Here is a 22,481-nt window from a genome sequence, read left to right as displayed (position 1 = left end):
GTACTACCAACTGCTACACCAGTTGCCGGCTGTTCAGCAGTGAGCTTGGATGCCAATAGCTACTATCGGGTAACGGCTCGTCACAGTGGCAAGGCCTTGGATGTTGCGGATGTTTCAAGCGCTGATGGGGCCAATGTGCATCAATGGGGCTATGTTGGTGGCTTGAACCAACAATGGCGCTTCGAAAGCGTTGGCAGCAACTACTTCAAAGTTACCGCTCGCCATAGTGGCAAGGCGCTTGATGTTGCTGGCGGTACAACCGCAACTGGCAACGGTGTCAACATTCACCAATGGCCATATGGCAACACCACCAACCAACAATGGTGTTTGCGCGATGTTGGTAGCGGCTACTATGCGATTATTGCCCGCCACAGTGGCAAGGCACTTGATGTTGCTGATGCTTCAACCGCCGATGGTGGCAATGTCCATCAATGGGACTATGTCGGCGCAACCAACCAACAATGGCAACTCACCAAGATCGATGCTGGTGGCAACACCTTGCACGTCATCGATGGCGCTGCCCAAAATGTAGCTGGTACGTTGAGCCTGAGCGCAGGCGCAGGGGCCAACACTGACAGCATTCCATCGGCTGGCGGAGCTAACCGCGATGGTACGCCAACCAATGCCTTGGTTTATACCATCTCAGGCTTGACCCGTACCTACAACAGCCAAGCCACCCAATTCAAGTTGTTCGTCGATTCCAACACTGCCGTGGGCAACGGGGTTCAAGCCCGCATCTCCTACGACTGGACTGGCGACGGCAGCTATGATCGCACTGAAACCTACAACTACTTCCCAACTGATCCGGTTGCAGGTTTCGAGCAATATAGCCAAACCGCTGGCCTCAAGAGCAGCAGTGGTGCTTGGGCCAACCTGAGCAATGGTCGGGTACGGATTGAAATTTGGAATGCAATTGGCAATGGTACAGCGAGCGTTCGCACCAGCGCCACCAGTGACCAAGGCCAACAATCGACCATCACCTTGCCATTCAATTAACGTCCTATAACCCTTCTCCTCGTACACGGCACTCGTTCTTCAGCCAGAACGAGTGCCGTGGTTTTAATCAGATTTTGTATTTCAATTTTAATTACTTAATGCGGCTTGCAGAACAATAACAGCCTATGCTATGCTCATTTCACGCCGATTATGTTGGCAGTTGAGCCAGCAAAACCACCTCATACTATCCGTGAGAGAGTAGGATTATATGCATGTACGGCTGTGGAATCGGCTTCGTCGCTTCTCCTTAACAGATTTGTACGCATTGATGATCATCATCTTTATCGTTTGGCAATTTGGGTCGATGGCCTTTTACCAGATCTTTGGGGTTGAAACATTCATTGATTGGCAGCCCATTCCGCTTTATCCGCCGCATGTTGAGCCTGTCGTCCGTTCAGAGACTCCAACCGAACAGAGTTTGCGCTTTACCACTGCCGACTCAGTTGAAGATATTGTTGAGTGGTATGACAACGAGTTTAATCCCAAAACGCGTCGCCAATATGATCGTGTTGTTGAGGATCAGACTCCTGTAGCGCTACGGATTAAGTATCAGTTTTGCACGGGGATGGCTATCACGCTTAACGTTACTTCCGACCAGACCATCAAAGAGGTTTCGCTGGTGCAGCATAAATACTCTCCGCGTGATGGGTTTTGTTCTCCATAAACTGAATTGAGCTGTTGGAATGCTGCTAACGGCGTGGTTTAAACCATTATTCACATAAACTTCTAGTAAACATTTGTTTCAAAAAGCGTTAAAATCGCGCTATAATGGAGCAATATTTTTGCGCCGAGTACACCGCCTATGCAATGTACAGAATGTCTCAACCTCAACCCTGCCAGCGCTCGTTTTTGCTCTCAGTGTGGCCGTATGTTGGCCGACGCTCCGTTACCCCGCAGCGAACGGCGGCGGGTTACGGTGATGTTTGCCGATTTGGTGGGCTTTAGTTCGATCGCTGAGCAGTTGGATGCTGAGGCGGTGCATCGCTTAATTAATGCCTGTTTTGACCGTTTGGTGCCAATTATCGAGCATTACGGTGGGGTCGTCGATAAATTTATTGGCGATGCGATTATGGCGATTTTTGGCGCTCCCCTCGCTCACGAAGATGATCCAATTCGCGCTGTGCACGCCGCCAGTGCCATGCTCGATGCGATCGCTGAACTCAGCCAACAAGAAGGCCTTGCCCTAGGCTTACACATCGGCATCAATACTGGCGTGGTGATTGCAGGCGGCATTGGTTCGCTTGGCCGTCAGCACTATTCGGTGATTGGCGATGCAGTTAATTTGGCGGCCCGCCTGCAAGATTTAGCCAGCAACGGCGAAATTTTGGTTGGCCCCGAAACCCAACGCATGACAGCCCATGTATTTGATTTTGCGGCGCTGGGCGAAAAAGCAATCAAAGGTCGTTCTGAACAAGTGGCGGTCTTCAAACTACGCGGCCTCAATCCGCGCCCCTCATCTGGTCGTGGGATCAAGGGTTTACAAAGCCCTATGGTTGGCCGCAGCAACGAACTCGATAGCCTGTTGGCAGTAACTGATAATTTGGCTCAGCAGCGCGGACGAGTCGTGATTGCGGTTGGCGAGGCTGGCATTGGCAAAAGTCGGCTGTTGACCGAATGGCGCAACCAAAGTTTGGAGCAATTGCCCCAAGTTGTTTGGTATGAAGCCCGCTGTCTCTCCTACACCCAAGAAAGTGCCTATGCCTTGTTGCGCGATTTGGTACGTTCATTAATTGGCGTGTCGCTTAACGATGGCGAAGATGAAATGGCCGCAGCTTTGCATCAAATTGCCACGGCACTCTTGGCCGATCAAGCTGATCAGGTGATTCCGGCGCTGAGCCATTTGTTGTTGCTGCCAGCTTCACGCCGCTTCGATGAACTTAGCCCCCAAGCGTTGCAAGCACTCTATATCACCGCCGTGCGGCGTTTGGTGCTGGCTCAAGGCCAACATACCCCCGTAATTTGGTCAATTGAAGATATTCACTGGGCCGATGAGGCTTCGGTCGATGTGCTGCAAAGTTTGTTGCAATTGCACAACGACATTCCGTTGGTGATTCTAGCAACTTCGCGGCCTGATCGCGAGGTGGTTGGCTGGCGTTTGGTCGAGGCTGCCCGCGATTTGAAAGGCCTCGAATTGAATCTAGCGCCATTATCGCTCGCCAATGGCCGCGAATTGATTGCCAATTTGCTGCATTTCGATGGCCTGCCCGAGCATTTGCGCACGGCAATTCTCAACAAAGCCGATGGTAATCCCTTCTTTGTCGAAGAAGTTATTCGCACGTTGATCGATCGTGAAGCGATTATGCACGATGGCAATAGTTGGGTGGCGCTTGAGGCAATCAATCAAATCGAATTGCCTGATAGTGTGCATGGCTTATTAGCAGCACGGATCGATCGCTTGCCGACTGAGTTACGCCAACTTTTGCACATTGCGGCAGTGATTGGCCGACGTTTTGCAATTCGGGTAGTGGCCGAGGTGCTTGGCTCAACCGCCGAAAGACTTAGCAACTCAATCGACTTGTTGGTTGATCGCGAGTTGCTACGGCGCGATCGCACCAATCCCAATGGCTACTTGCGTTTTCGCCATGCCTTGGTCCATGAGGTGGTCTATAGCACAACCTTGCAAACTGAGCGTCGTCGCTTGCATGGCGTGGTTGGCGAAACCTTAGAAACGCTCTATCCTTCGCGCCGCGAGGAATTGGCAGCAGCTTTGGCCAATCACTTTATGCATGCCGAACATCCCAAGGCCTTTGAATATGCCTTGCTGGCTGGCGATGTGGCCTATCGTCAATATGCCTTGCGCGAAGCAATTCGCCATTATGAACGTGCTCACGATTTGAGCCATCAGTATGAGTTGCCCTTGGCTGTGGTGCGCGGTTTGTATCTGAATTATGCGCGAGCTACCGAGTTGGTTGGCGAGACCAAACAAGCGCTCGATTTATATAATCATGTGCTTGAACGCTGCGACAGCGAAAATGATACTGAATCGTTGACGATTGTGTTGATTGAACGGGCACGTTTGCTGATGTTGCCAAGCCTCCATCGCGACCTTGAGCGCAGTCGTAGCGATACCATGCGTGCCTTAGACTTAGCCACCCAGCAGGGCGATCGTCAATCGGAAGCCCGCTGCTATTGGCTCCTCGCCTTGATCGAAGGCCATCTCAGCCGCTTTACCGATGCTGAACCTTGGGGCGAAAAAGCCCTGAGCCTTGCGCGTGAGTTGGGTATGCGCGAGCTGCAAGCCTACTGTTTGAACGACTTCCATCGGGTGGCGATCAACCGTGGTCAGCATGAATTGGCCGAGCAAATGTTGCGTGAAGCAATTGAGTTATGGCGCTCGTTGAATAACCTGCCAATGCTAGCCGATAGCCTTTCGGGCATGGCCGATTTCTACTATTCACGCCGCGATTTAGAGCAAGCGGTGCGTTATGCGCGTGAAGCTGAACGCTTGTCCGTGATGATCGGCAATGCTTGGAATTTGGGCTTTTCGCGCTCGGTGCTTGGTGGCATTGCGCTCGAAACTGGCGATATTCAACAGGCGCTGCATATGTTCCAGTCATCGATCGAGCAATCGAGCATTTCAGGGCCGATTATGCTGAATATGTATTCGCGCACCGAATTGCTGCGTTTGTATCGCATGCTTGGCGATTATGCTTCGGCGCTGGCGGTCGTCGATGCAGCTGAGGCCTATTTGGAACAAATTAATGATCAAGCCTTATCAACCTTGCGCCAACTGACTGCTGCGTTGCGTTTGTTGATCTCGCTCGAACAAACCCAACCTGAGCCAGCCGCAATGGCCGAGGCAATGCACCAAGTATTAGCCTTTGATTTAGGCGATCAACAGGTGATTGCTGGGGTTATGCTGCGAGTGGCACATATTGAGTTGAGCCTTAAACTCAGTGAATATGCTCATGGCGAACGCTTGTTGGAGCAAGTTGTCGAGCAACTTTCATCGTTATGGTTTGGCACGTCGTTAGTCGTCAACTATCGTGCTCGGTTGGCGGCGGCGCAAGGCAAAATCAGCGAAGCGTTGCAACTGAGCGAGGGCTTGATCAACGAACAGCCTGCTGGTGATGTCCATGATTTATGGCGTTTTCATGCTTGGCGAGCTGAATGGCTTGAAACGCAGGGCCAGTCTGATCAGGCATTGACTGAACGCCAACAGGCTCAGCGTTTGATTCGCCATATTTCAAGTAATATTTTGCGCGATGAACTGCGCGATCATTTTCTAGGCATGCCCTTGGTTCAAGCGACGTTGCAAGAACCAAGCTCAAGCTTCATTATTTAGCAATTATTTGTAAAGGTTAATAGACTAAATGATTGATCGATTCCCTCTCCCCCATCTTTAAGTCGATTGGCATGCCCTCACCCCCTAGCCCCCTCTCCCGCCCAGCGAGGCGAGGGGGGACTTCCCATCATCATTGGCATGCCCCTCTCCCGCCTCAGTGGGAGAGGGGTCGGGGGTGAGGGAATCGATTATTTTATGAAGTCAACGAACCATTACAAGTATCTGGCATAAGATCGATATTTTGAGAACGGGTGTGATAGCCTTTCGCTGATCCAAATCAACCTTGTGAATTAGGAATGCGACGCAACGAGGCGTTGGCTCATGGGCTGGAATGCTGCTAGCCAACTGCCCATGCTGCGCTGTTGCACTGGTTCTCGTAGATGCTGCATGTTGCGGCAAGGAAAGGTCGGATCATGACCGCGAGCGATCAACAAATCAACGACTTGTTGACTCAAATGACGTTGGAAGAAAAAATTTCGCTGACGATCGGCCAAGATATGTGGAGCACCCACCCCGTCGAACGCTTGGGGCTTGGCTCGATTAACATGAACGATGGCCCACATGGCTTGCGCAAACCCCCCGAAAATTCCTCAATTGGCATTATCGATGCGATACCGGCAACCTGTTTTCCCACCGCTGCTGCTGTTGCCTCAACGTGGGATGTTGATTTGACCAAAGCGATTGGCGAGGCGATTGCCCAAGAATGCTTAGCCAACAATGTGCAAATTGTACTTGGGCCTGGCATCAACCTCAAACGCACGCCCTTGGGTGGCCGCAATTTCGAATATTATTCCGAAGATCCGGTTTTGGCTGGCGAGTTGGGCACGGCATTTGTCGAAGGTGTGCAAAGCCATGGCGTTGGCACATCGCTCAAACATTATGCCTGCAACAACCAAGAATTCGAGCGCATGACGATTAGCTCGGAAGTCGATCAACGTACTTTGCGCGAGTTGTATTTAGCAGCCTTTGAACGTGTGGTCAAACGAGCGCAACCTTGGACGATCATGGCGGCCTATAACAAAATCAATGGAATCTATGCGACCGAACATCGCCAACTGCTAACTGAAATTCTGCGCGAAGAATGGGGCTTTGAAGGAATTGTCGTTTCCGACTGGGGCGCAGTTAACGATAAGGCTGCCGCATTAACTGCTGGCCTCGATTTGGAAATGCCTGGCCCAGCGCTTAATCATGTTGAATTTTTGGCTGGTTTGGTACGCAAGGGAGCGCTCTCAGAAACCGTTATCGATACTGCTGCCAGTCGCATGCTCAAGATTATTCTGCGTGGCATTGCCCAACGCCAGCCCGCAGCCAGCTACGACAAAGCTGCCCATCATGCTTTGGCTCGCCGTGCTGCCAGCGAATCGATGGTGCTGCTCAAGAACGATGGTATTTTGCCGTTGCAGCCAACTGCTGGGAGCACAGTCGCGGTGATTGGCAATTTTGCCCAAAAGCCACGCTATCAGGGTGCTGGTAGCTCGGAAATTAATGCAACTCAGGTTGATACGCCACTCGAGGCCTTGCAAACGTGGCTAAAAAACCAATCGGTTGAAGTTAATTTTGCTGCTGGCTACGATCACGATGGCAATACCAACGATCAATTAATTGCTGAAGCGGTGGCAGCGGCCAAAAACGCTAGCCTGAGCTTAGTTTTGGTTGGTCTACCCGATGCCTACGAAACTGAAGGCGCTGATCGGGCACACATGAACATGCCAACTGGACATAATCAATTGCTTGAGGCAGTAGCTGCGGTTCAAGCCAACACCGTGGCAATTTTGATCAATGGCTCAGCCGTGACGATTCCATGGCTTGATCAAGTGCGTGCGGTGCTTGAAGCAGGTTTGGCAGGTCAGGCTGTCGGCAGCGCTTTGGTCGATGTGCTTTCGGGCGCGGTCAATCCCAGTGGCAAATTGGCCGAAACCTTCCCTTACGATCTTGCTGATACTCCAGCCTTTTTGAATTATCCAGGCGAGGCGGGAGTGGTGCGCTATGGTGAAAGCCTGTTTATTGGCTATCGCTACTACGATGTGCGCAAGGTCAAGCCATTATTCCCGTTTGGCTATGGCTTATCCTACACCAGTTTCCGCTATGATCAGATTGCGCTGAGTGCTGCCAGCATCGATGAAGCTACGCCCTTGACTGTCAGTGTTACCCTGACCAATACTGGCGAACGGGTTGGCAAAGAAGTTGTGCAAGTGTACGTCAAACCGAGCAATTCGGCCTATCTGCGTCCAGTTAAAGAACTACGGGCGTTTGCTAAAGTTGAATTGGCTGCTGGCGAGACGAAAACCGTTGAATTGACCCTCGTTGCCCGCGATTTCAGCCTGTATGATCAACAACGAGCGGCTTGGCGTATGGAAGGCGGCAGCTATCAGATTTTGGCTGGTGGTTGCAGCGCCGATCTGCCATTAGTGGCTGATCTGACGGTGAATGAAGACCCACGTTCAGCTCGCAAAGTGCTCACGCGCATGAGTTCCATCAAGGAATTCTTGGATGATCCGATTGGCGCTGAAATTTTGCATGCGACCGCTGGAGCTTTTATCGAAGGCCAAAGCGCTAGCACTCGCGCGATTTTCGAGCCAATTCCATTAGCCAAATTTGTTAACTTCGGCTTCTTCGAGGCCAGCCAAGTTGACGAAATTGTAGCCAAGGTCAATCAGGGCTAGCTAATTTGCAGAGGATCGGTGGTATATCACCGATCCTTTTTTGATCCACGAAGGACACGAAGGACACGAAGGACGAAACCGCCTTCTGCTGTATCAATAAATGTTGCTAGCCGCTACCTCAGGCTCTCTGTGCCTCTGCGTTAAATGCTGGCCCCTAGCATCTAACACCTGACATCTCAGCGTAGCCGAAACCAGCCATTACCAAAAACCGCAGCTTTGCCAATATGCAGTGCCGAGGCCATTAGCAACAAGGCAGTTAATTCGGGTGTAACCCGCGAAAAATCGATTGTGCCCACGACTCCACCAAACTGCATATTTTGGCCAGTTGCTGCCGAAGTGCGACCCCATTCGACCCAACGGGTGTTAGCAGCCTCAAATTGTGCCGCCCGCGCTTGGGTGAATAATCGATCAAGATCGCAATTCCAAAGTTTTGTACCATAGAGGCTATTCATTTGTTGCATCCGCCGCAGGGCTGCCCCCACAATCAGCGGTAAATCGAATTGCCGTGCCAACTGGCCCTGCTGTTTGAGCCGGGTTGGCGTGACAAATTGTAATTGCCAGCGGCTCTCAAAACGCTGGGCGTGATCAAGAAAAAATTGTGGTTGCAGTTGTGCCGCCATGCCAAACCACTGGCCATCCTTCAATAATGGAATGAATTGCTGGCGCTGGCTGGAAAAACTATCAACTTGGCTCAACTCAGCCATCGCCCGATCTTCGCCTAGACCTAAGCGGCCTAAATGCTCAAAGGCCGCAATAATTGGAATGACATAGCGTTCAGCTGAGCCAACCAAAATCAAATCGAAACTTAATCGATCGCCAACGCTAAACTGGGTTTGTTCATCGAGTGGCGGGCGCACGATAAATGGCCGTGGTGCTTCACGAACTCCAACTAATTGATTTGGCGGTGCTTCGGGGGCAAAAAGGTTGCGATAGGGGCAGGCAATTTGGCAATCACTCACATTCTCACAGGTTGGGATGCAAAAAACCTTACTGAGGGCGCGACCCCAGCCGCCGCGCAAAAGTGCGCCCTTCCAACGTGGTAAGCGGGTTTCGGCCATAAAGCGATAGGCGAAGCGTAAATGAACCAGTGGCAAATCTGGCAAAAGTTCCATGCAATCTTCCTCAATATACATTAACTGTTAATTACACCCAGCATAGCATACACGTGGCCCTGATCGATGTCTATGCTGATTTTTTAGGTATGTTGAGCGGTTTGAGGGCTAACAATTCATGATTTGGTGGCGAGCGGCGTTTAATTGACGAGCGCTCAATCATAGATATCTATACATTTTGAATGGCTTGCAAGTATTGCTTTGTGTGGTTCGCTAGCGAGGCTTCGAGGTTAGCCGATCAGTAAGAGACAATACTCAAGCAAGTTATGGCAAACGGCTTTTGGTACAAGGAGCGAATACCTATGTCAGTGCAAGAACAAGCGAAAGAATATGTTCCAGCGGGTTCCTACCAACGTACTAGCCAAAACATTAATGTAACGCTTACCGCGCTCTGTCAAAAGAATGATGGCAGCTGGGTGCAATCGCCGCCGTTGAGCTATTCGGCCAACCAAGCTGGCTCAATCACCGATTTGGCCAATATGGATGGGGTTTTGACCTTGTTCACCGATAATCCAGCCAACCATAATGTCTCGGATAATTTGGGGCCATTCGTGCCAGCAGGCTCGTATCAACGCACCAGCCAACAAGTGAGCGTTACGTTAAATGCGGTTTGCCAAAAAATTGATGGGCAATGGGTTCCCTCGCAACCCCTGAATTACACCGCCGAACAGGCTGCCAATGCCAAGGATATTGCTAATCGTGATGGTAATTTACGCCTAGAGTAAAGTGTTGATTTTCGCGCTGGTTGGCTAAACTCGCTGACCAGCGCGATTTTGTTTGATTTCTTCGATCCAACAAGCAGCGCTTTTTGGTATAGTAGTTGCAGCTTATTGCGACGAGGATACCTACCATGACGCTGTTGGAGCTTGCCCCCACCCGTGAAACTGAACCCTTATTAGGGCCAGAACGCCGCTATTTGGCCCAGTTATTGGCTCAGCATGCCCCACATGATGGGCGGTTTGATTTGGCTTTTCCTCGAACCTATGCCATCCGTGAATCAAAACCGCATCAACGCTCGCTGCCAGCACTCTATCAGCCCAGCATTTGTCTTGTAGCCCAAGGAGCCAAACAGTTGGTCTTGGGTGATCAGACCTACAATTATGATACTGAACATGTGTTGATTGTGGCTGTTGATTTGCCAGTTGCCGCCCAAATTACCCAAGCCAGCGCTGCCGAGCCATATTTGTGCTTCAAGCTGGAGTTTGATCCACAGCGCGTGGCCGAATTAGCGCTTAAAGTCTATTCGCAGGGTGTTCCTGCGCCAACTCAGCTTCGGGCAATTTCGACTGAACGCACCAATCGCCAGTTGGTACAAGCTGCGAGCCGCTTGCTTGATTTGCTCAGCCAGCCCGATGAGGTTGAATTGTTGGCTCCGTTGGTGATCGACGAGATGATTATTCGCTTGTTGCGTAGCCCATTTGGTGGTCGGCTGGCTCAAATTGGCCAAACCACTTCGCGAGTTACTCCAGTAGCGCAGGCGATTGGTTGGTTGCGCCGCCATTTTGCCCAACCTTTGCGGGTTGAGGAGCTTGCCACGCTGGCGAATATGAGTGTTTCGGCTTTTCATCTACACTTCAAGGCGGTTACCGCGCTTAGTCCAATTCAGTTTCAAAAAACCTTGCGTTTGCACGAAGCGCGGCGTTTATTAGTTGCGACAGCATTAGAGATTGGGTCAATTAGTCAGCAAGTTGGCTATGCCAGCCTCTCACAATTTAGCCGCGAATATCGACGCTACTTTGGTTGCTCACCAACTGAGGATTTGGCTCGCTTGCGGCGATCAAGTGCCTAGCCAAGTTCAGCTTGATATTGCTCGTCGCTAACATGCTCTAGCCATTCAACGACTGTGCCGTTTAGTTGCTCTTGAATCGCGATATGGGTCATGGCCGTGGTGGGGCCAGCGCCATGCCAATGTTTTTCGCCTGGGGCAAACCAAAGCACATCGCCTGGCCGAATGATCTCAATTGGGCCATCCCACCGTTGAGCCAAGCCACACCCCGCCGTGATGATCAAGGTCTGGCCAAGTGGGTGGGTATGCCAAGCGGTGCGTGCGCCTGGCTCGAACGTGACACTTGCGCCGCGTACTCGTGCTGGTTCTGATGCTTGAAAGAGCGGATCGATGCGAACTGTGCCGCTAAAATAGGCTGCCGAGCCAACTTCCGAAGGCTGCGAACCACTACGTTTAATCTCCATACTAACCTCATAGCTAAACCAATCATTGCCAGTATAGCCAAATTTCGTTTAATTGCATTGCCTGATGCTCCGCGATTGTTGCCTAAACTTCGAGCGATTTAGCAATTAATTTCCCATGGCGTGATTGGTGGATCGAGCACAACGCTCCGATCAATCCAGCGTAACAAACACCATGTTGCCCGTTCCAAGGCGGCTTGCTCATTCACCACCAGCCCATCAGCATCAACGAGTAAATTATTGACGAAAACCATGATCACCTGCTCTAAAAAGCTGCCGCCATTGAATACGTGTGGAAAATAATCATGATTTTGGATGATTTGAGTGGGAAGTGTACCCAAGGCCAGTGCCTGACCAAAATGCTGGAAGGCAGCGTTAAATGTACGATCTTGGCTGGCTGGGGCTAATTCCCATGGCTCGATAGGATAATTGCAGGCAACTGTTGGGAGCATGCTTTGAGCTACCCAAGTTGCCGCCCGAGTTAAAGCCGATTGATCTGAAGGATGCGGGGTTAAGCAATTGTTGCTGAAAACGGCAAAGCTAGCGGCAAAAACGTGGCGATTCGCCAGCAAAAATTCAGCATAATCTTCGTCGAAGATATCGGCATCGTGGTAAAAGGCTAACAGCGTGCTATTGCCAAGATAAAAGCCAAAATACCAAGCATCCTCGCGCAAATCAGCCTCGATACGATTATATTGCATAGGCAGCAATCCTAATCATCAAATGAATTCTCAGGCTCGAAAATTCGATCAGTACGATCATATAAACCTTTGTTAAATTCACAATCAAATTCAAGCGTTTTATCAATATACTTAAATAAAGCAATACTATAGGGCTGATCAAGTAAATAATAAAGCTGTTTTTGTCGCGATGTATTGGTGCGAGTCGTTTGTAAGCGCCGATCGAGATCATTCAGCAGCTGATCTTTAGTTTTATAGTCAATACAAGCATCGGCATAGCGTAATATTGTGGCAATTGCAAGGCCTACAGCTTGCAGCGGAATTGTTCGTTCAACCAGATCAGTTCCGCGATGAACATAATGATTGCGGCTTTCAAAAACTGTTTCAAGCGCATAACGAGTGGTCAATTCACTCCCCAGTATTGTTCTAATTCGTTCTTTGATTTTCTTGTATGGTGTTCGACTATGATCATTTGTTAGCAAAATTTCAAGCGTGGTAATTGCACCAAGTAATTGATCGGTATATGTTGTTGCCATGATTGCTTTGTAAAGTCGCGCAACTGCTTGACGTAACGTTATTTGGATTGGATTCTGAGCATTGCTGTGCATATATTGGAAGAGTTTATTTATTTCATTGTTGGTGCAAAATGTCTCAAATTGACTATACGACCACTCGAGAATGTCATAGTTGGCTGAACAAGTAAATGTCTCTAAGGAAATACCATTAGCCCGCGATGATAACCAATCTTCCTCGTGAATATTGTATAGAACGAAATGATCTTTCTGTCTAATGAAGTCATAAGTAAGCCCACATTGATAAACATCGTTGGGTTGAATCAATCCCATAATGCTTAAAAATCCAGCTATTTGTTGCTGACGAATTGCTGCTTGAAGCATAAAATGTTCGTTTGAATGTTCTTCGTCGAACCATTTTGTATTGAGCACGCCTGATTGGCAAATCCCAAGATAACTGCCGTGATGATCGGCAATCCTACTATCCGATTTAACTTCATCCAAATATCGTAATAAATCGGCTTGGTTGATGAGCAGGGCATCGCCAAAAAGAGGATTATTAAAGAGATTCGGATTATCACCAGTTAAATCAATGCCTGCAATTGGTCTGAATACCCACCATGCTGTGGCTGGAGGTCGTGGCAACATATTGGCTCCGATCACTGCTTATTTCGGACATTATAATAGTGTGATGCTGCACATTTGTGCTTAATATGCTGCGTATCCTGAAGAGCTAGTTGTTATGGATGGAATTTAGCTCACAAACTGACACATTTAGCCATTGTGACAACCATTGTCATCGGAGTTGTTTATACTCTAGCCATCAAACGAGCACTTTGCGTTATAGGAGAATGTTCCCTTGAACAAAGAAACATATTTACATGATGCCTTGCAATTGCCCAGCCAATCGTTTACGTATATGGTGAGCCAGCAATTAGCCGCGCATTACCCTGATCAAGGCATTCTCCAAACTGGAGATTGCGATTTTGATGTGCGCAGCTATGCTGGGGCGGGCTTGTGTGAGGTCCAGGTTCATCAACAGCCCTATCCGCAAATTAACTATTCATGGCTACGGGGCGAGGAAGGTGGTGAGATTGCTCGTTCGCTAGAAAATGCTTGGCAAACTATCACTTGGCAAGACCAGAGCTTTGATTTGCTGCTGCTTTCGTGGACAGCCTATGGTACAACCTATAGTCTGCAATGGTTGATTGGCGCTTCACAAGCAGCCGTCGAAGCGTTTTTTAGTGCAGTCTGCGATTGGAACACCGAAATTCGTGATGAAATTATGGTGTTTGATGAAGGCAGTTGGGAGAAAAGCCAAGAATTATACTATGCGATTAAAAATGCCTCTCTCGATAATTTGATTTTGCCTGGTACGCTCAAACAAGATATTTTCCGCGATTTGCAGCGCTTTTTTGAAAGCAAAGCCACCTACGAACACTATAATATTGCTTGGAAACGCGGGATTATTCTGGTTGGCCCGCCTGGCAATGGCAAAACCCACATGATTAAAGGCTTGCTGAACGCCTTGGATTACCCATGTTTGTATGTCAAAAGCTTCGATGCTCAATATTCGACCAATAACGCCAATATTCGGGCGGTGTTTGATCGGGCACGCCGCAGTGCTCCCTGTATCGTGGTGCTGGAAGATTTAGATTCGTTGATCAACGATACCAACCGAGCCTTCTTTTTGAATGAAGTTGATGGTTTTAACGCAAATCAAGGGGTTGTGTTACTGGCAACCACCAACCACCCTGAGGATATTGACCCAGCGATTATGAACCGACCCAGCCGTTTTGACCGCAAATATTACTTTAGCTTGCCCGAACTGGCCGAGCGTTTGGCCTATATTGAACAATGGAATACGGCGCTGCATAGCTCAACCCAATTAACTGAAGCTGGCATTCAGCAGGCTGCCGAAGTAACCGAAGGCTTTTCGTTTGCCTACTTGAAAGAATTGTTTGTTTCGGCTTTGATGCGCTGGATCGATATCAAAGACCAAACTGATATGGATACTGTGATTTTGGAGCAAGCTACATTCTTGCGCGAGCAAATGGTGACTGAAGATCCTGAAGCAGCCGAAGAGGAAACTGAAGACGACGAAGAATAGGCTAGCTGGTTTGCTCTCGCCTAAAAATCAACACTTCAGCTCGATCGCGGTAGCCAAGTTGACGATACAGCGGTGCGCCAAGGGCACTTGCCACCAAAACGCTGTGTTGGCAGTTTTTGGCTACCGCATCATTTAATAATTGTTGCATCAACTGACGTGCGAGGCCGCGCCGCCGAAAGCTTGGCGCGGTCACCACCGAATCCACCAGCGCGATTCCCTCTGGCCAACTTACCAAGCGGGCAACTGCTGCCAATTGCCCTTCAATGTCGATCAAATATTGGCCAAGTTGCGCATCATCAATTCGCTCAAGCGCAAATGGCTGTTTGGCAAACTCTGCATTGTTTGGCAATATGGTTGTTGCGCTGAGCCGCTGCACGTTGCTTTGTGGCTCAAATCGAACATCGCTCAGCCCACAACTCATTAATGTTTCGCGATACAACGGCTGATAGCCTAGCGGAGCCAACACACTCGCATAATCGCTAGGAGTTTGGCTGAAGATGGTGAGCCAATGGGCTAGCTGAGGGTACTGTTGGCTGATCGTGCGGCCAAAATCTGCTACGTTGGCAGGCTGACCTTGATCGAAGATCAAAAATTCATCGCTGCGCCCATTAATTACCGCACCAAAACTGACGTGGTAATGTTGGCCTAAGCACTTAAGCTGGGTTGTCGCCAAAGCCCGCGAATAGACCCAACCCCGCACAAATCCATCAACCACCTGTTCAAGCGCTAATTCCATGCTGATCCTTTGAAAAGATTGGCTGCCATGGAGCATAGTATAGGCTAAAAGCCAAGCGGGCATGATCAAACTCGATCATGCCCGCTTGGCCTGCCAGATCTCCTGAAATAGAGCTACGAATTGGCTGCGACTTTTTTGCGGCGTAAGAAGGCGATGCTTGCAGCAAAGACCACCAACGCAGCTCCGGCGATCACAGTTGCTGCGATATCAATTTGGACTGATTTGCCTTCGCTTGGAGCCATGGCCATTAAGCCGTTGAACCCAGCAATGATAAAACTAAGAATCACTGCCAACCAGCCCCAGACTTTTTTGCCAGTGAAGGCTAAGGCGCTGAGTACAAGGCTTATCCCTACCGTTCCAGCAATTAGGCTATACAGCACTTTGGCTCCCGATTCAACCAGATCGCTCTCTTCTTTGAGCACATCGATCACGCTGACGCTGATGCTGCTGTCGGTGGTGCTGGAAACGAAGGGCAGAAACAGACCAACCACCATAATTAAGCTACCAACCACCATCAGAATTGCGGCGATTGGCAGGGCTTTGGGTTTGCTGGCGAGGGCTGGGCTTGTTGCTTGCGACATGACGATTGCTCCATCAATAAAACAGTTGATGGAGCAATCATAGGCCGACCGACTAACATCCGAACGAACATGAACTAACGTTTAGACTAACATTTATTGGATTATTTTTTATTATATTTACTTTGCTGTCCTTTTCTAATACCAAAGAAGACTGTACTCATATTGTCTGCAATGTACATATTGCGTTGATTGTGTAAATAGAAGCCTTGGCTTAATAACGTGGGATCAATTGCTGTAAGGTATTGTTCGAATAAGGTGTAATGTCTATATGTACTACTTGCCTGTGATACAGGATCACCAGTCATACTACAGTCAGCATTATCACAAAATCCCCATCCCATGGTTGTGGTAATCCATTTGCCATTTCTCGTTACATCATAATCTAGGTATATACCATCAGGGAATAATTCTGGGTTAGTAACCATTGTATTGAGTGCATCGATATAACCTCTGATTATGTTAGCCATATCAGTTCCTAGTTGAAGGACAAGCATATCAATATCTACAAGTAAATTAATCCCCATAGTTTCGGTAGTACCTGCTATCTCAGCACCCTTTACTTCAAATCCGATATTTCTGTCTCTGAGCCACGCTTTTAAAGTAGTTAAGGCGCGATTGGCTTCGATCGCTGTTCTAATAACCGTTCGTGCATGTCCAGTTGGGTCGGTGTAAGTTAGTGGGTTGTTCTGGACATAGCTATAGCGATTGAGGCTTTGCGGGTTGGCTGGCCCCCACGGTGTGCCAATATCCTGTTGTTGTGCTTGACTCAAGGTAAACCATGGTGTGCTGCGTTGTTCTTGGTTAAGGCTCATGGTAAAGGCTGGGTCGGTGAAATCGGTGGTCAATGAGCGTAAACCGCTGCCATTCATCGAGCCGCTTGGGCTGCCAGGCACAACCGTATCGGCGCTGATAAAGCGACCAATCTTGGGGTCGTAGTAGCGTGCATTCATAAAGATCAAGCCCGTATCATCGCGATATTGTCCCGTATAGTTGAGTTTGGTGCTACTGGCTCCGCCTTCGCGAATATTGCCCCATGGGTCGAATTCTTGTTTGTGCTTCAGTCCACCGCTGGCGTTGGTCACGATGCTGACCGAGCCAAGCTGATCACCATGCAGATAGCTCATGGTGTTATCGCTATCACGTTGGGCCACGATGCTGCCATTGAATGTATAGAGTTTGCGAGCGTTTACGCCAAGCGTATCTTCCCATGCGCCTTCAAAGTAGATGATTGTTTGGCCGTTGGCGATGCGAGCGCTGCGTTTGCCATCAGCATCGTACACATATTGTTCTTGAACGGTATAGCTATCAACCGTTGGTTGGTTGGGGCTGGCGCTGCGATGTGGGCAGGTAATTGGTGGAATTGCCTCAGGATTACTGGCATCTGGGATGCGTTCGTTGCCATCATCGCAATCACTACCGCCACCGCTGATAGGTGCACGCACATACGATTCAACTTGCACGAGGCGGTTGGCGTAATCCCAGCTATAGCGGTTGCCGCTGCCATTAGTGCTTGTGCCTGTGTAGGTGGTGCTGAGATTGCCATTGGCATCGTAGTTGTAGTTTTTGCTGCCAATTGTGGTGGCGGCATGTGGTCGAGCGCTGCCAGCAGCCGGATACGTATAAGCGGCACCAGCTTTGCTCAATAAGTTGCCGATTGAGTCATAGCTCATGCTTTGGTCGTATGCGCCAGCGCTATCGCCAGTTGTCCAAGCGCGAGTTAGGCGATTTTGGTCGTCGTAGTTGAAATATTGAATTTGGCGGGTTTGGTTATTGCTGCCATTGTCCCATGTGCCGATGCCATTGATATTACCAACGTTATCGTACCAATAGTTGCGGGCATAGAGATTGGTGCCTTGGGCTGAAAAGATTTCGAGCGCTTCTAACAGCCGCGTTGAGTCGTCGTAACGATATTGGTTGTAGCTGCCGTTGCCATAGTTGACGCGGGTTGGCTGGTTGAGCGCATCATAGCTGGCTCCGGTCACATAACAACCACCGAGCGATGTACACAGGCTATATTCATTCCAAGCAGCGTCGTAGTTGTAAGTTACGGTTTCGTCGATTGGCTGATAACGGCGGGTTTTGACCCGATCAGCGCTATCGTAGCTGGTCAGGATATGGTGGGCTTTGGTGAGATCGGTGTTGTGACCACTGAAGATTTCGCGGCCACGAGCATCATACTCCCAGCGCTGGAAAGTCTGGATTGTGCCATTGGCCAGCACGCTTTGCATCGAGGTACGGTGGCCTTTGCCATAGTTGTAGCCAGCGGTTTGTTGCCCAACAACATCATAGAAATAATCGTTATGGCTACCATCAGGGAAGACTTGGCTGGTCAAACGGTTGAGCGCATCGTAGTTAAAGCTGACCGTTTGGCCTTTGGCATTGGTTTGGCCATTTAAGTTGCTAGCAGCATCGTAGCTATAGTTATATTGGCCCATATCAGGATCTTGGATACGCATTTTGCGACCAAGTGAGTCGTAACGCATGCTGGTGGTGTTATTTTGGGCATCGATCACCGTTATCAACCGATCAAGCGCATCGTAGCCGTAGCGCGTGTTGGTAGCGACTGACCAATTGGTGGTGAATGAACCGCCACACGCGTAGTTTGCCCAATAGCCAGTAGCGCAGTTGCCGCTAATTTCGTTGACCTCGCGCAACCGCCCAAACACATCGTAGCGATACTGCGTGCGATGACGATTTTGATCGATCACATCATCATACAAAAAGCTCGTGGTTACGCCATAATGATGCTCGACCGTTCTATTGCCAGGGCTAGTGATGACCAATGGCCGATTCAAGCCATCGAAGCTGGTCGTTGTTGCTTGATAGAGTGGATTGCTGGCTGGAACATAGCCCCAGAAATTCGTTGTATCGCTCACATAGCGCGGTTCGGATTGGCTGGTGGCTCGGCCCAAGCCATCGAAGCTGGTATCGTTGACAATGTGTTGACTGCCGTCGATGCTCTCAGCTTTGGTTTGGATCTCTTGGCCAAAGCCATTGTAGAAGTGTAAAATTGGCCGAAAGTAACTCTGACCAGCATCTTCGCGCAGGCTCACGAGGTATAAAATTGGGCGATAGCTATCATAATAATCGATATGCGCCGTTGGGAAACTGCTACTATCGCCTGGTTTGATCAAATTGGTCATACGGCCAAAGCTATCGTAGGTTGCTGAAGTGGCATTGCCATTCAGATCAAATACTTTCGTGACTGTGCCAAGTTGATAGTCGTATTCGGCTTGTTGGCTCTGGTTAAGCGGATTAGTCTCGCGAATTGGGAAGGCATGGTAGGTGTTATCGTATTCGATGGTGCTGGTACGGGCGGCAGTTCCCTTGCCTGGCACGCCATAGCTGACCACGCCATTAGTATTGATGCGGGTGCTGTAATCGGCATTATAGCTGGCCTGGCTTGTGCGATTGCCATACTGATCGTAGCCATACACCGCATCGGAGCCATATAAGGTGGTACCAGTTAAGTCGGTTTGCAGTGGCACATTAAAGTAGTGGCTTTGGCGGGTGAGTAAACCGCGTGTGCCAAGCAGATTGGTGTTAGTTGCACCATCGTAGAAATTGGCTGAAAGTGCCATATAACGGCCAGCGCCATCGGTTGTGGCAGTTTGCCATGGCCGATCAACGATGTAGCTGTTGGCATCGTCGCGGGTTGCATACCAGGCAAGTTCTTTGCGCAAAACTGTGCCAGTATCATCAGCAACTCGTTTTTCAGTTAAGTTGCCATAGGTTGGCTCATAGGTGAAGTTGGTAGTGAGGCTGCGGGCATTGGTTGTGCCTGCTTCATAGGTGCTTTCGGTGATTGCGGCAGTATAGTTGAAGGCTCGCCATAAGCCAGCCCGTTTGTAGTTGTTGCTTTGGCTGGCGTGGGTGGCATTGCCGTCGTTGCCATAGAACGGCAAGGCGACGCGGGTATAGCTATTGGCGGTGCGGCTCAAACGCGATCCGTTGAACCAGGTTTCTTGAGCAATAACCTTGCCCTTCCAGCTTTCGCTATCGCGCATGGCAATGTAGCAGCTATCGCTCACATTCACATATTGGTTGCCAGACGCAGGTGTGATAATCGCTGGCGAACAAGGAGTGGCGGCACTGCCTCCGTTGCCTTGATGGAACCATGTTTCGGTGGTGCGCAACAGTGGTGCGGCAGTTGTGTTGCCATCATACACCCGCTCGCTGACTTGGGCATGCCCGCGAAATTCGCTTTTTTCGGCGTGTGCCAAGGCAAAACGACTATCGCCATTGCCACTTTCTGGGTATTGCGCATAGACCACTGCTAAAGAATGGCCATAATCGTTCAACGCGGGATAGGCATAGCTGTAGGTGGTCAAATAGGCGCGGCTATAGGCTAAATTACTGGTGTCAGCTTGAACGACGTTGGCCACACGATAATAATTCTGGTAATACTTGGCATAATCAGTAACTCCTTGACTCCAAACATGCTCGTAATTGATGGTTAGTAGACCGCCTTGGCCGTTATCAACTTGGGTTAGGCGGTTCCAGCCTGGGGTTGGCTCAAGTGCATTGCCTTGGCTCATGCCATAGTTAAAGCTGATTGCAGGCAAGGCTTCGTTATTTTTGCCGAGCCGCTGAACATTGGCCAAGGTCAATACCCGTTGCCCATTGCTAACATCAGTGGTGAGGCTATTGGCAAAGGCTGCGTAGTTGAGCTTATAGGCTCGCATTAATTGATAGCTGGTTTGGCCAGGTGGCATGCTCAGCACTTTAATTTTGTCGATGCGATAGGCTTCGTGTGGCGTGCCAGCCTTGCCCATCACCCGCGAAGTGGTGTACTCCCAGTTCAGATCGACATTTTCAGTTGGAGCCGACCAGCGTGGACTCATGTCGAACGAGAGAGCATAGCGAGGTGTGCCCGTGCCAGGGGTTGCGCCATCGTAGCCCCAAAAGACGTTTTGCAAAAACCATGTTGGGTGAATTGGCTCGGCAGCTTGAATTGTGTCAACATAATATTGATAGACAATCGCATTGCCACTTGGATCAACCACTTTGGTCAGCAACCATTTGTAGGTTTCAAAGCGATTGGATGGGGTGTTGGTTCCCCAGCGCAGTGCTTGATTGAATTCGTAGCGTGTGCCATTCTTGGTCCAAGCCGTCCAGGTGTCGCTGCTGGCCGATTTACGTAGTTTAACAAACGTTTCATCGGTGGCATGCCATGTCCAGTTCGATTCGGCAAGATTGGTGTAATTGCCATCGAGCGGCTGGCCACGTACCATATCCGATGATTGACCATCGAAAACCAGGCTAAAGCTATCCCATTGATGGTCGCTGGAGCCTGCGCTGGTGTTGCGGCCAATCGATCCGCCGATGCCTAAATCCCAGCCTTTGCCAACTGAGCTGGCCTGCCATAATGGCCGTGCTCCGTTGCTGCCATCGGATGCAGCGCTGGAATAGCTCAGATTAACCGCTGGTTTATGCCCAGCAGCTCCAGCTGGAACCTCGATCGGCACGCTATAGCTGGCCGCACCAGTAAAGCCGCCGCCTTGAAAGCCTTGCAGGGTTGGCAAATAGGCGGTTGATGGCGAAGAACCATCGCTTAAATTGAAGGCTCCGTCGTTGGTAATCGTCGCTTTGGCCACATGATTAATTGAATCAATCGTGGTGGCGATGCTTTGCCAACTCTGGCTCGTTTGATCATAGGTAAACAAACGAAGGGTTTGCTCTTGCAATCCAAGCACTTGCAATTCTTCAGGGCTATAGTGAAATTGCAATTCAACAGGCGCAAACGATTTTTGGGCAGCCTGAATTTCAAAGCTGCTAAACCCACGGCGTTCGGGCACAAATTCGCTATAGCCGAGGGCTTTTTGACGATTGGCTGTGCTTTGATAGGGCGAATAGCTAAAGTTGGCCGAAGTGGCGCTAGCAGGTAATACCAAGCTGACCCGTTGGTCGTTGCTGTGGATGGTTTGGCCCTGAGCTTGCCAAATCTCGGCTTGTTTAGCTGAAGTTTGTGGCGCAATCAATGCGCCAGCGCTGAGCGTGGCCGGCTGTGGCAAGTTGTTGGCGTTCGCTTGCGGATTAAACAATAATGCGCCATGTTCAGGGCGACTGGTAATGCGCACGCTGCCGGTTAATGCCTGTTGGCTTTGCGGTGCTAAGCGTTTAATCTGCCATTGCCAGTGCGTTTGATCAACCAGATTGGGATTTTTTAAGGCTTGCGTTCCAGCCGGAACTGGCAACGAGACAACAATATTTTGGCCTTCGGTGGTACTCCGGTTGATCAGCGTGAGCGTAAACGGCACATTTTGGCCGATGCTGACCTGGTTGGGCAGATCAAGCTCGAAGGTTAACCCAGGAGCAGCCAATGCTTTGGTGTTTGCCAGTTGCACCGCCTGCTGCTTGGGTAGCGCATAATCGACGGCTTTACTTAATGGCAGCTCCTGCCGTTGCGGAGCAATCGCCGTTTGTTGGGCATTCGTAGTAGGAACCAGCATTTGCGCCAAGCTACATGCCAGTAGGAGCATGCTTAAACGCTTCCAACGATGATTGGGCAGAATCATTCAGACCTCACACAATAAACATTCCACAATCAACAGCAACGACTGTGATCGGTTATCGCAATAACTCCTTTGTTGATCACGAATAAACAGGTTTAGCTTAG

Annotated in this window: 14 protein-coding genes; 7 read left to right on the top strand and 7 right to left on the bottom strand. The window is 49.8% G+C overall.

Features of this window, described 5'->3' with window-relative positions; genetic code table 11:
* The 4 genes from DEF47_RS01035 to DEF47_RS01020 form a co-directional block, all read left to right on the top strand.
* Positions 1-996: RICIN domain-containing protein (locus DEF47_RS01035; protein WP_287044915.1), on the top strand; the 996-nt coding region annotated here is incomplete at its 5' end.
* Between the two features lie 208 nt (positions 997-1,204).
* Positions 1,205-1,660: a hypothetical protein gene (locus DEF47_RS01030; RefSeq protein WP_012188979.1), complete on the top strand. Its 456-nt coding sequence runs from the start codon at positions 1,205-1,207 to the stop codon at positions 1,658-1,660.
* A 138-nt stretch (positions 1,661-1,798) separates the two neighbouring features.
* Positions 1,799-5,281: an ATP-binding protein gene (locus DEF47_RS01025; protein ID WP_012188980.1), complete on the top strand. Its 3,483-nt coding sequence runs from the start codon at positions 1,799-1,801 to the stop codon at positions 5,279-5,281.
* Between the two features lie 413 nt (positions 5,282-5,694).
* Entirely contained in the window at positions 5,695-7,944 is a 2,250-nt protein-coding gene (locus DEF47_RS01020) for a glycoside hydrolase family 3 C-terminal domain-containing protein (protein ID WP_012188981.1), read from the top strand.
* A 176-nt stretch (positions 7,945-8,120) separates the two neighbouring features.
* Here the strand turns inward: DEF47_RS01020 and cas6 are convergent, their stop codons facing one another.
* Complete coding sequence (gene cas6 / locus DEF47_RS01015) at positions 8,121-9,056, bottom strand: CRISPR system precrRNA processing endoribonuclease RAMP protein Cas6 (RefSeq protein ID WP_012188982.1); 936 nt, start codon at positions 9,054-9,056, stop codon at positions 8,121-8,123.
* Between the two features lie 302 nt (positions 9,057-9,358).
* Between cas6 and DEF47_RS01010 the strand changes: the two genes are divergently transcribed.
* Positions 9,359-9,781, top strand: a complete 423-nt coding sequence (locus tag DEF47_RS01010; RefSeq protein ID WP_012188983.1) for a cyanovirin containing protein — start codon at positions 9,359-9,361, stop codon at positions 9,779-9,781.
* A 125-nt stretch (positions 9,782-9,906) separates the two neighbouring features.
* Positions 9,907-10,845, top strand: a complete 939-nt coding sequence (locus DEF47_RS01005; protein ID WP_012188984.1) for an AraC family transcriptional regulator — start codon at positions 9,907-9,909, stop codon at positions 10,843-10,845.
* Here DEF47_RS01005 and DEF47_RS01000 read toward each other — a convergent pair.
* From DEF47_RS01000 to DEF47_RS00990, 3 genes are all read right to left on the bottom strand, one after another.
* Positions 10,842-11,246 (bottom strand): (R)-mandelonitrile lyase, encoded by a 405-nt coding sequence (locus DEF47_RS01000; RefSeq protein WP_012188985.1) that lies wholly within the window; start codon positions 11,244-11,246, stop codon positions 10,842-10,844. The genes DEF47_RS01005 and DEF47_RS01000 overlap by 4 nt on opposite strands.
* 98 nt (positions 11,247-11,344) lie before the next feature.
* Complete coding sequence (locus tag DEF47_RS00995; RefSeq protein WP_012188986.1) at positions 11,345-11,944, bottom strand: DUF7677 family protein; 600 nt, start codon at positions 11,942-11,944, stop codon at positions 11,345-11,347.
* A gap of 11 nt (positions 11,945-11,955) precedes the next feature.
* Positions 11,956-13,083: a hypothetical protein gene (locus DEF47_RS00990; protein WP_012188987.1), complete on the bottom strand. Its 1,128-nt coding sequence runs from the start codon at positions 13,081-13,083 to the stop codon at positions 11,956-11,958.
* 211 nt (positions 13,084-13,294) lie between these two features.
* Here DEF47_RS00990 and DEF47_RS00985 point away from each other — a divergent pair, with 211 nt between their 5' ends.
* Positions 13,295-14,545: an AAA family ATPase gene (locus DEF47_RS00985; RefSeq protein ID WP_012188988.1), complete on the top strand. Its 1,251-nt coding sequence runs from the start codon at positions 13,295-13,297 to the stop codon at positions 14,543-14,545.
* Position 14,546: 1 nt separating this feature from the next.
* Here DEF47_RS00985 and DEF47_RS00980 read toward each other — a convergent pair whose 3' ends face one another.
* From DEF47_RS00980 to DEF47_RS00970, 3 genes are all read right to left on the bottom strand, one after another.
* A complete protein-coding gene (locus DEF47_RS00980) occupies positions 14,547-15,281 on the bottom strand; it encodes a GNAT family N-acetyltransferase (RefSeq protein WP_012188989.1) in 735 nt (244 codons plus the stop codon).
* A gap of 113 nt (positions 15,282-15,394) precedes the next feature.
* Entirely contained in the window at positions 15,395-15,862 is a 468-nt protein-coding gene (locus tag DEF47_RS00975) for a hypothetical protein (protein WP_012188990.1), read from the bottom strand.
* A 101-nt stretch (positions 15,863-15,963) separates the two neighbouring features.
* Positions 15,964-22,344: an RHS repeat-associated core domain-containing protein gene (locus DEF47_RS00970; RefSeq protein WP_287044914.1), complete on the bottom strand. Its 6,381-nt coding sequence runs from the start codon at positions 22,342-22,344 to the stop codon at positions 15,964-15,966.
* Positions 22,345-22,481: the final 137 nt, after the last annotated feature.

Origin of the sequence: Herpetosiphon sp. (assembly GCF_003512625.1) — a bacterium.
GTDB classification, from domain to species: Bacteria; Chloroflexota; Chloroflexia; order Chloroflexales; family Herpetosiphonaceae; genus Herpetosiphon; species Herpetosiphon aurantiacus.
Note: the sequence above shows the minus strand (reverse complement) of the source record. Positions and strands in the feature narration are given on the sequence as shown.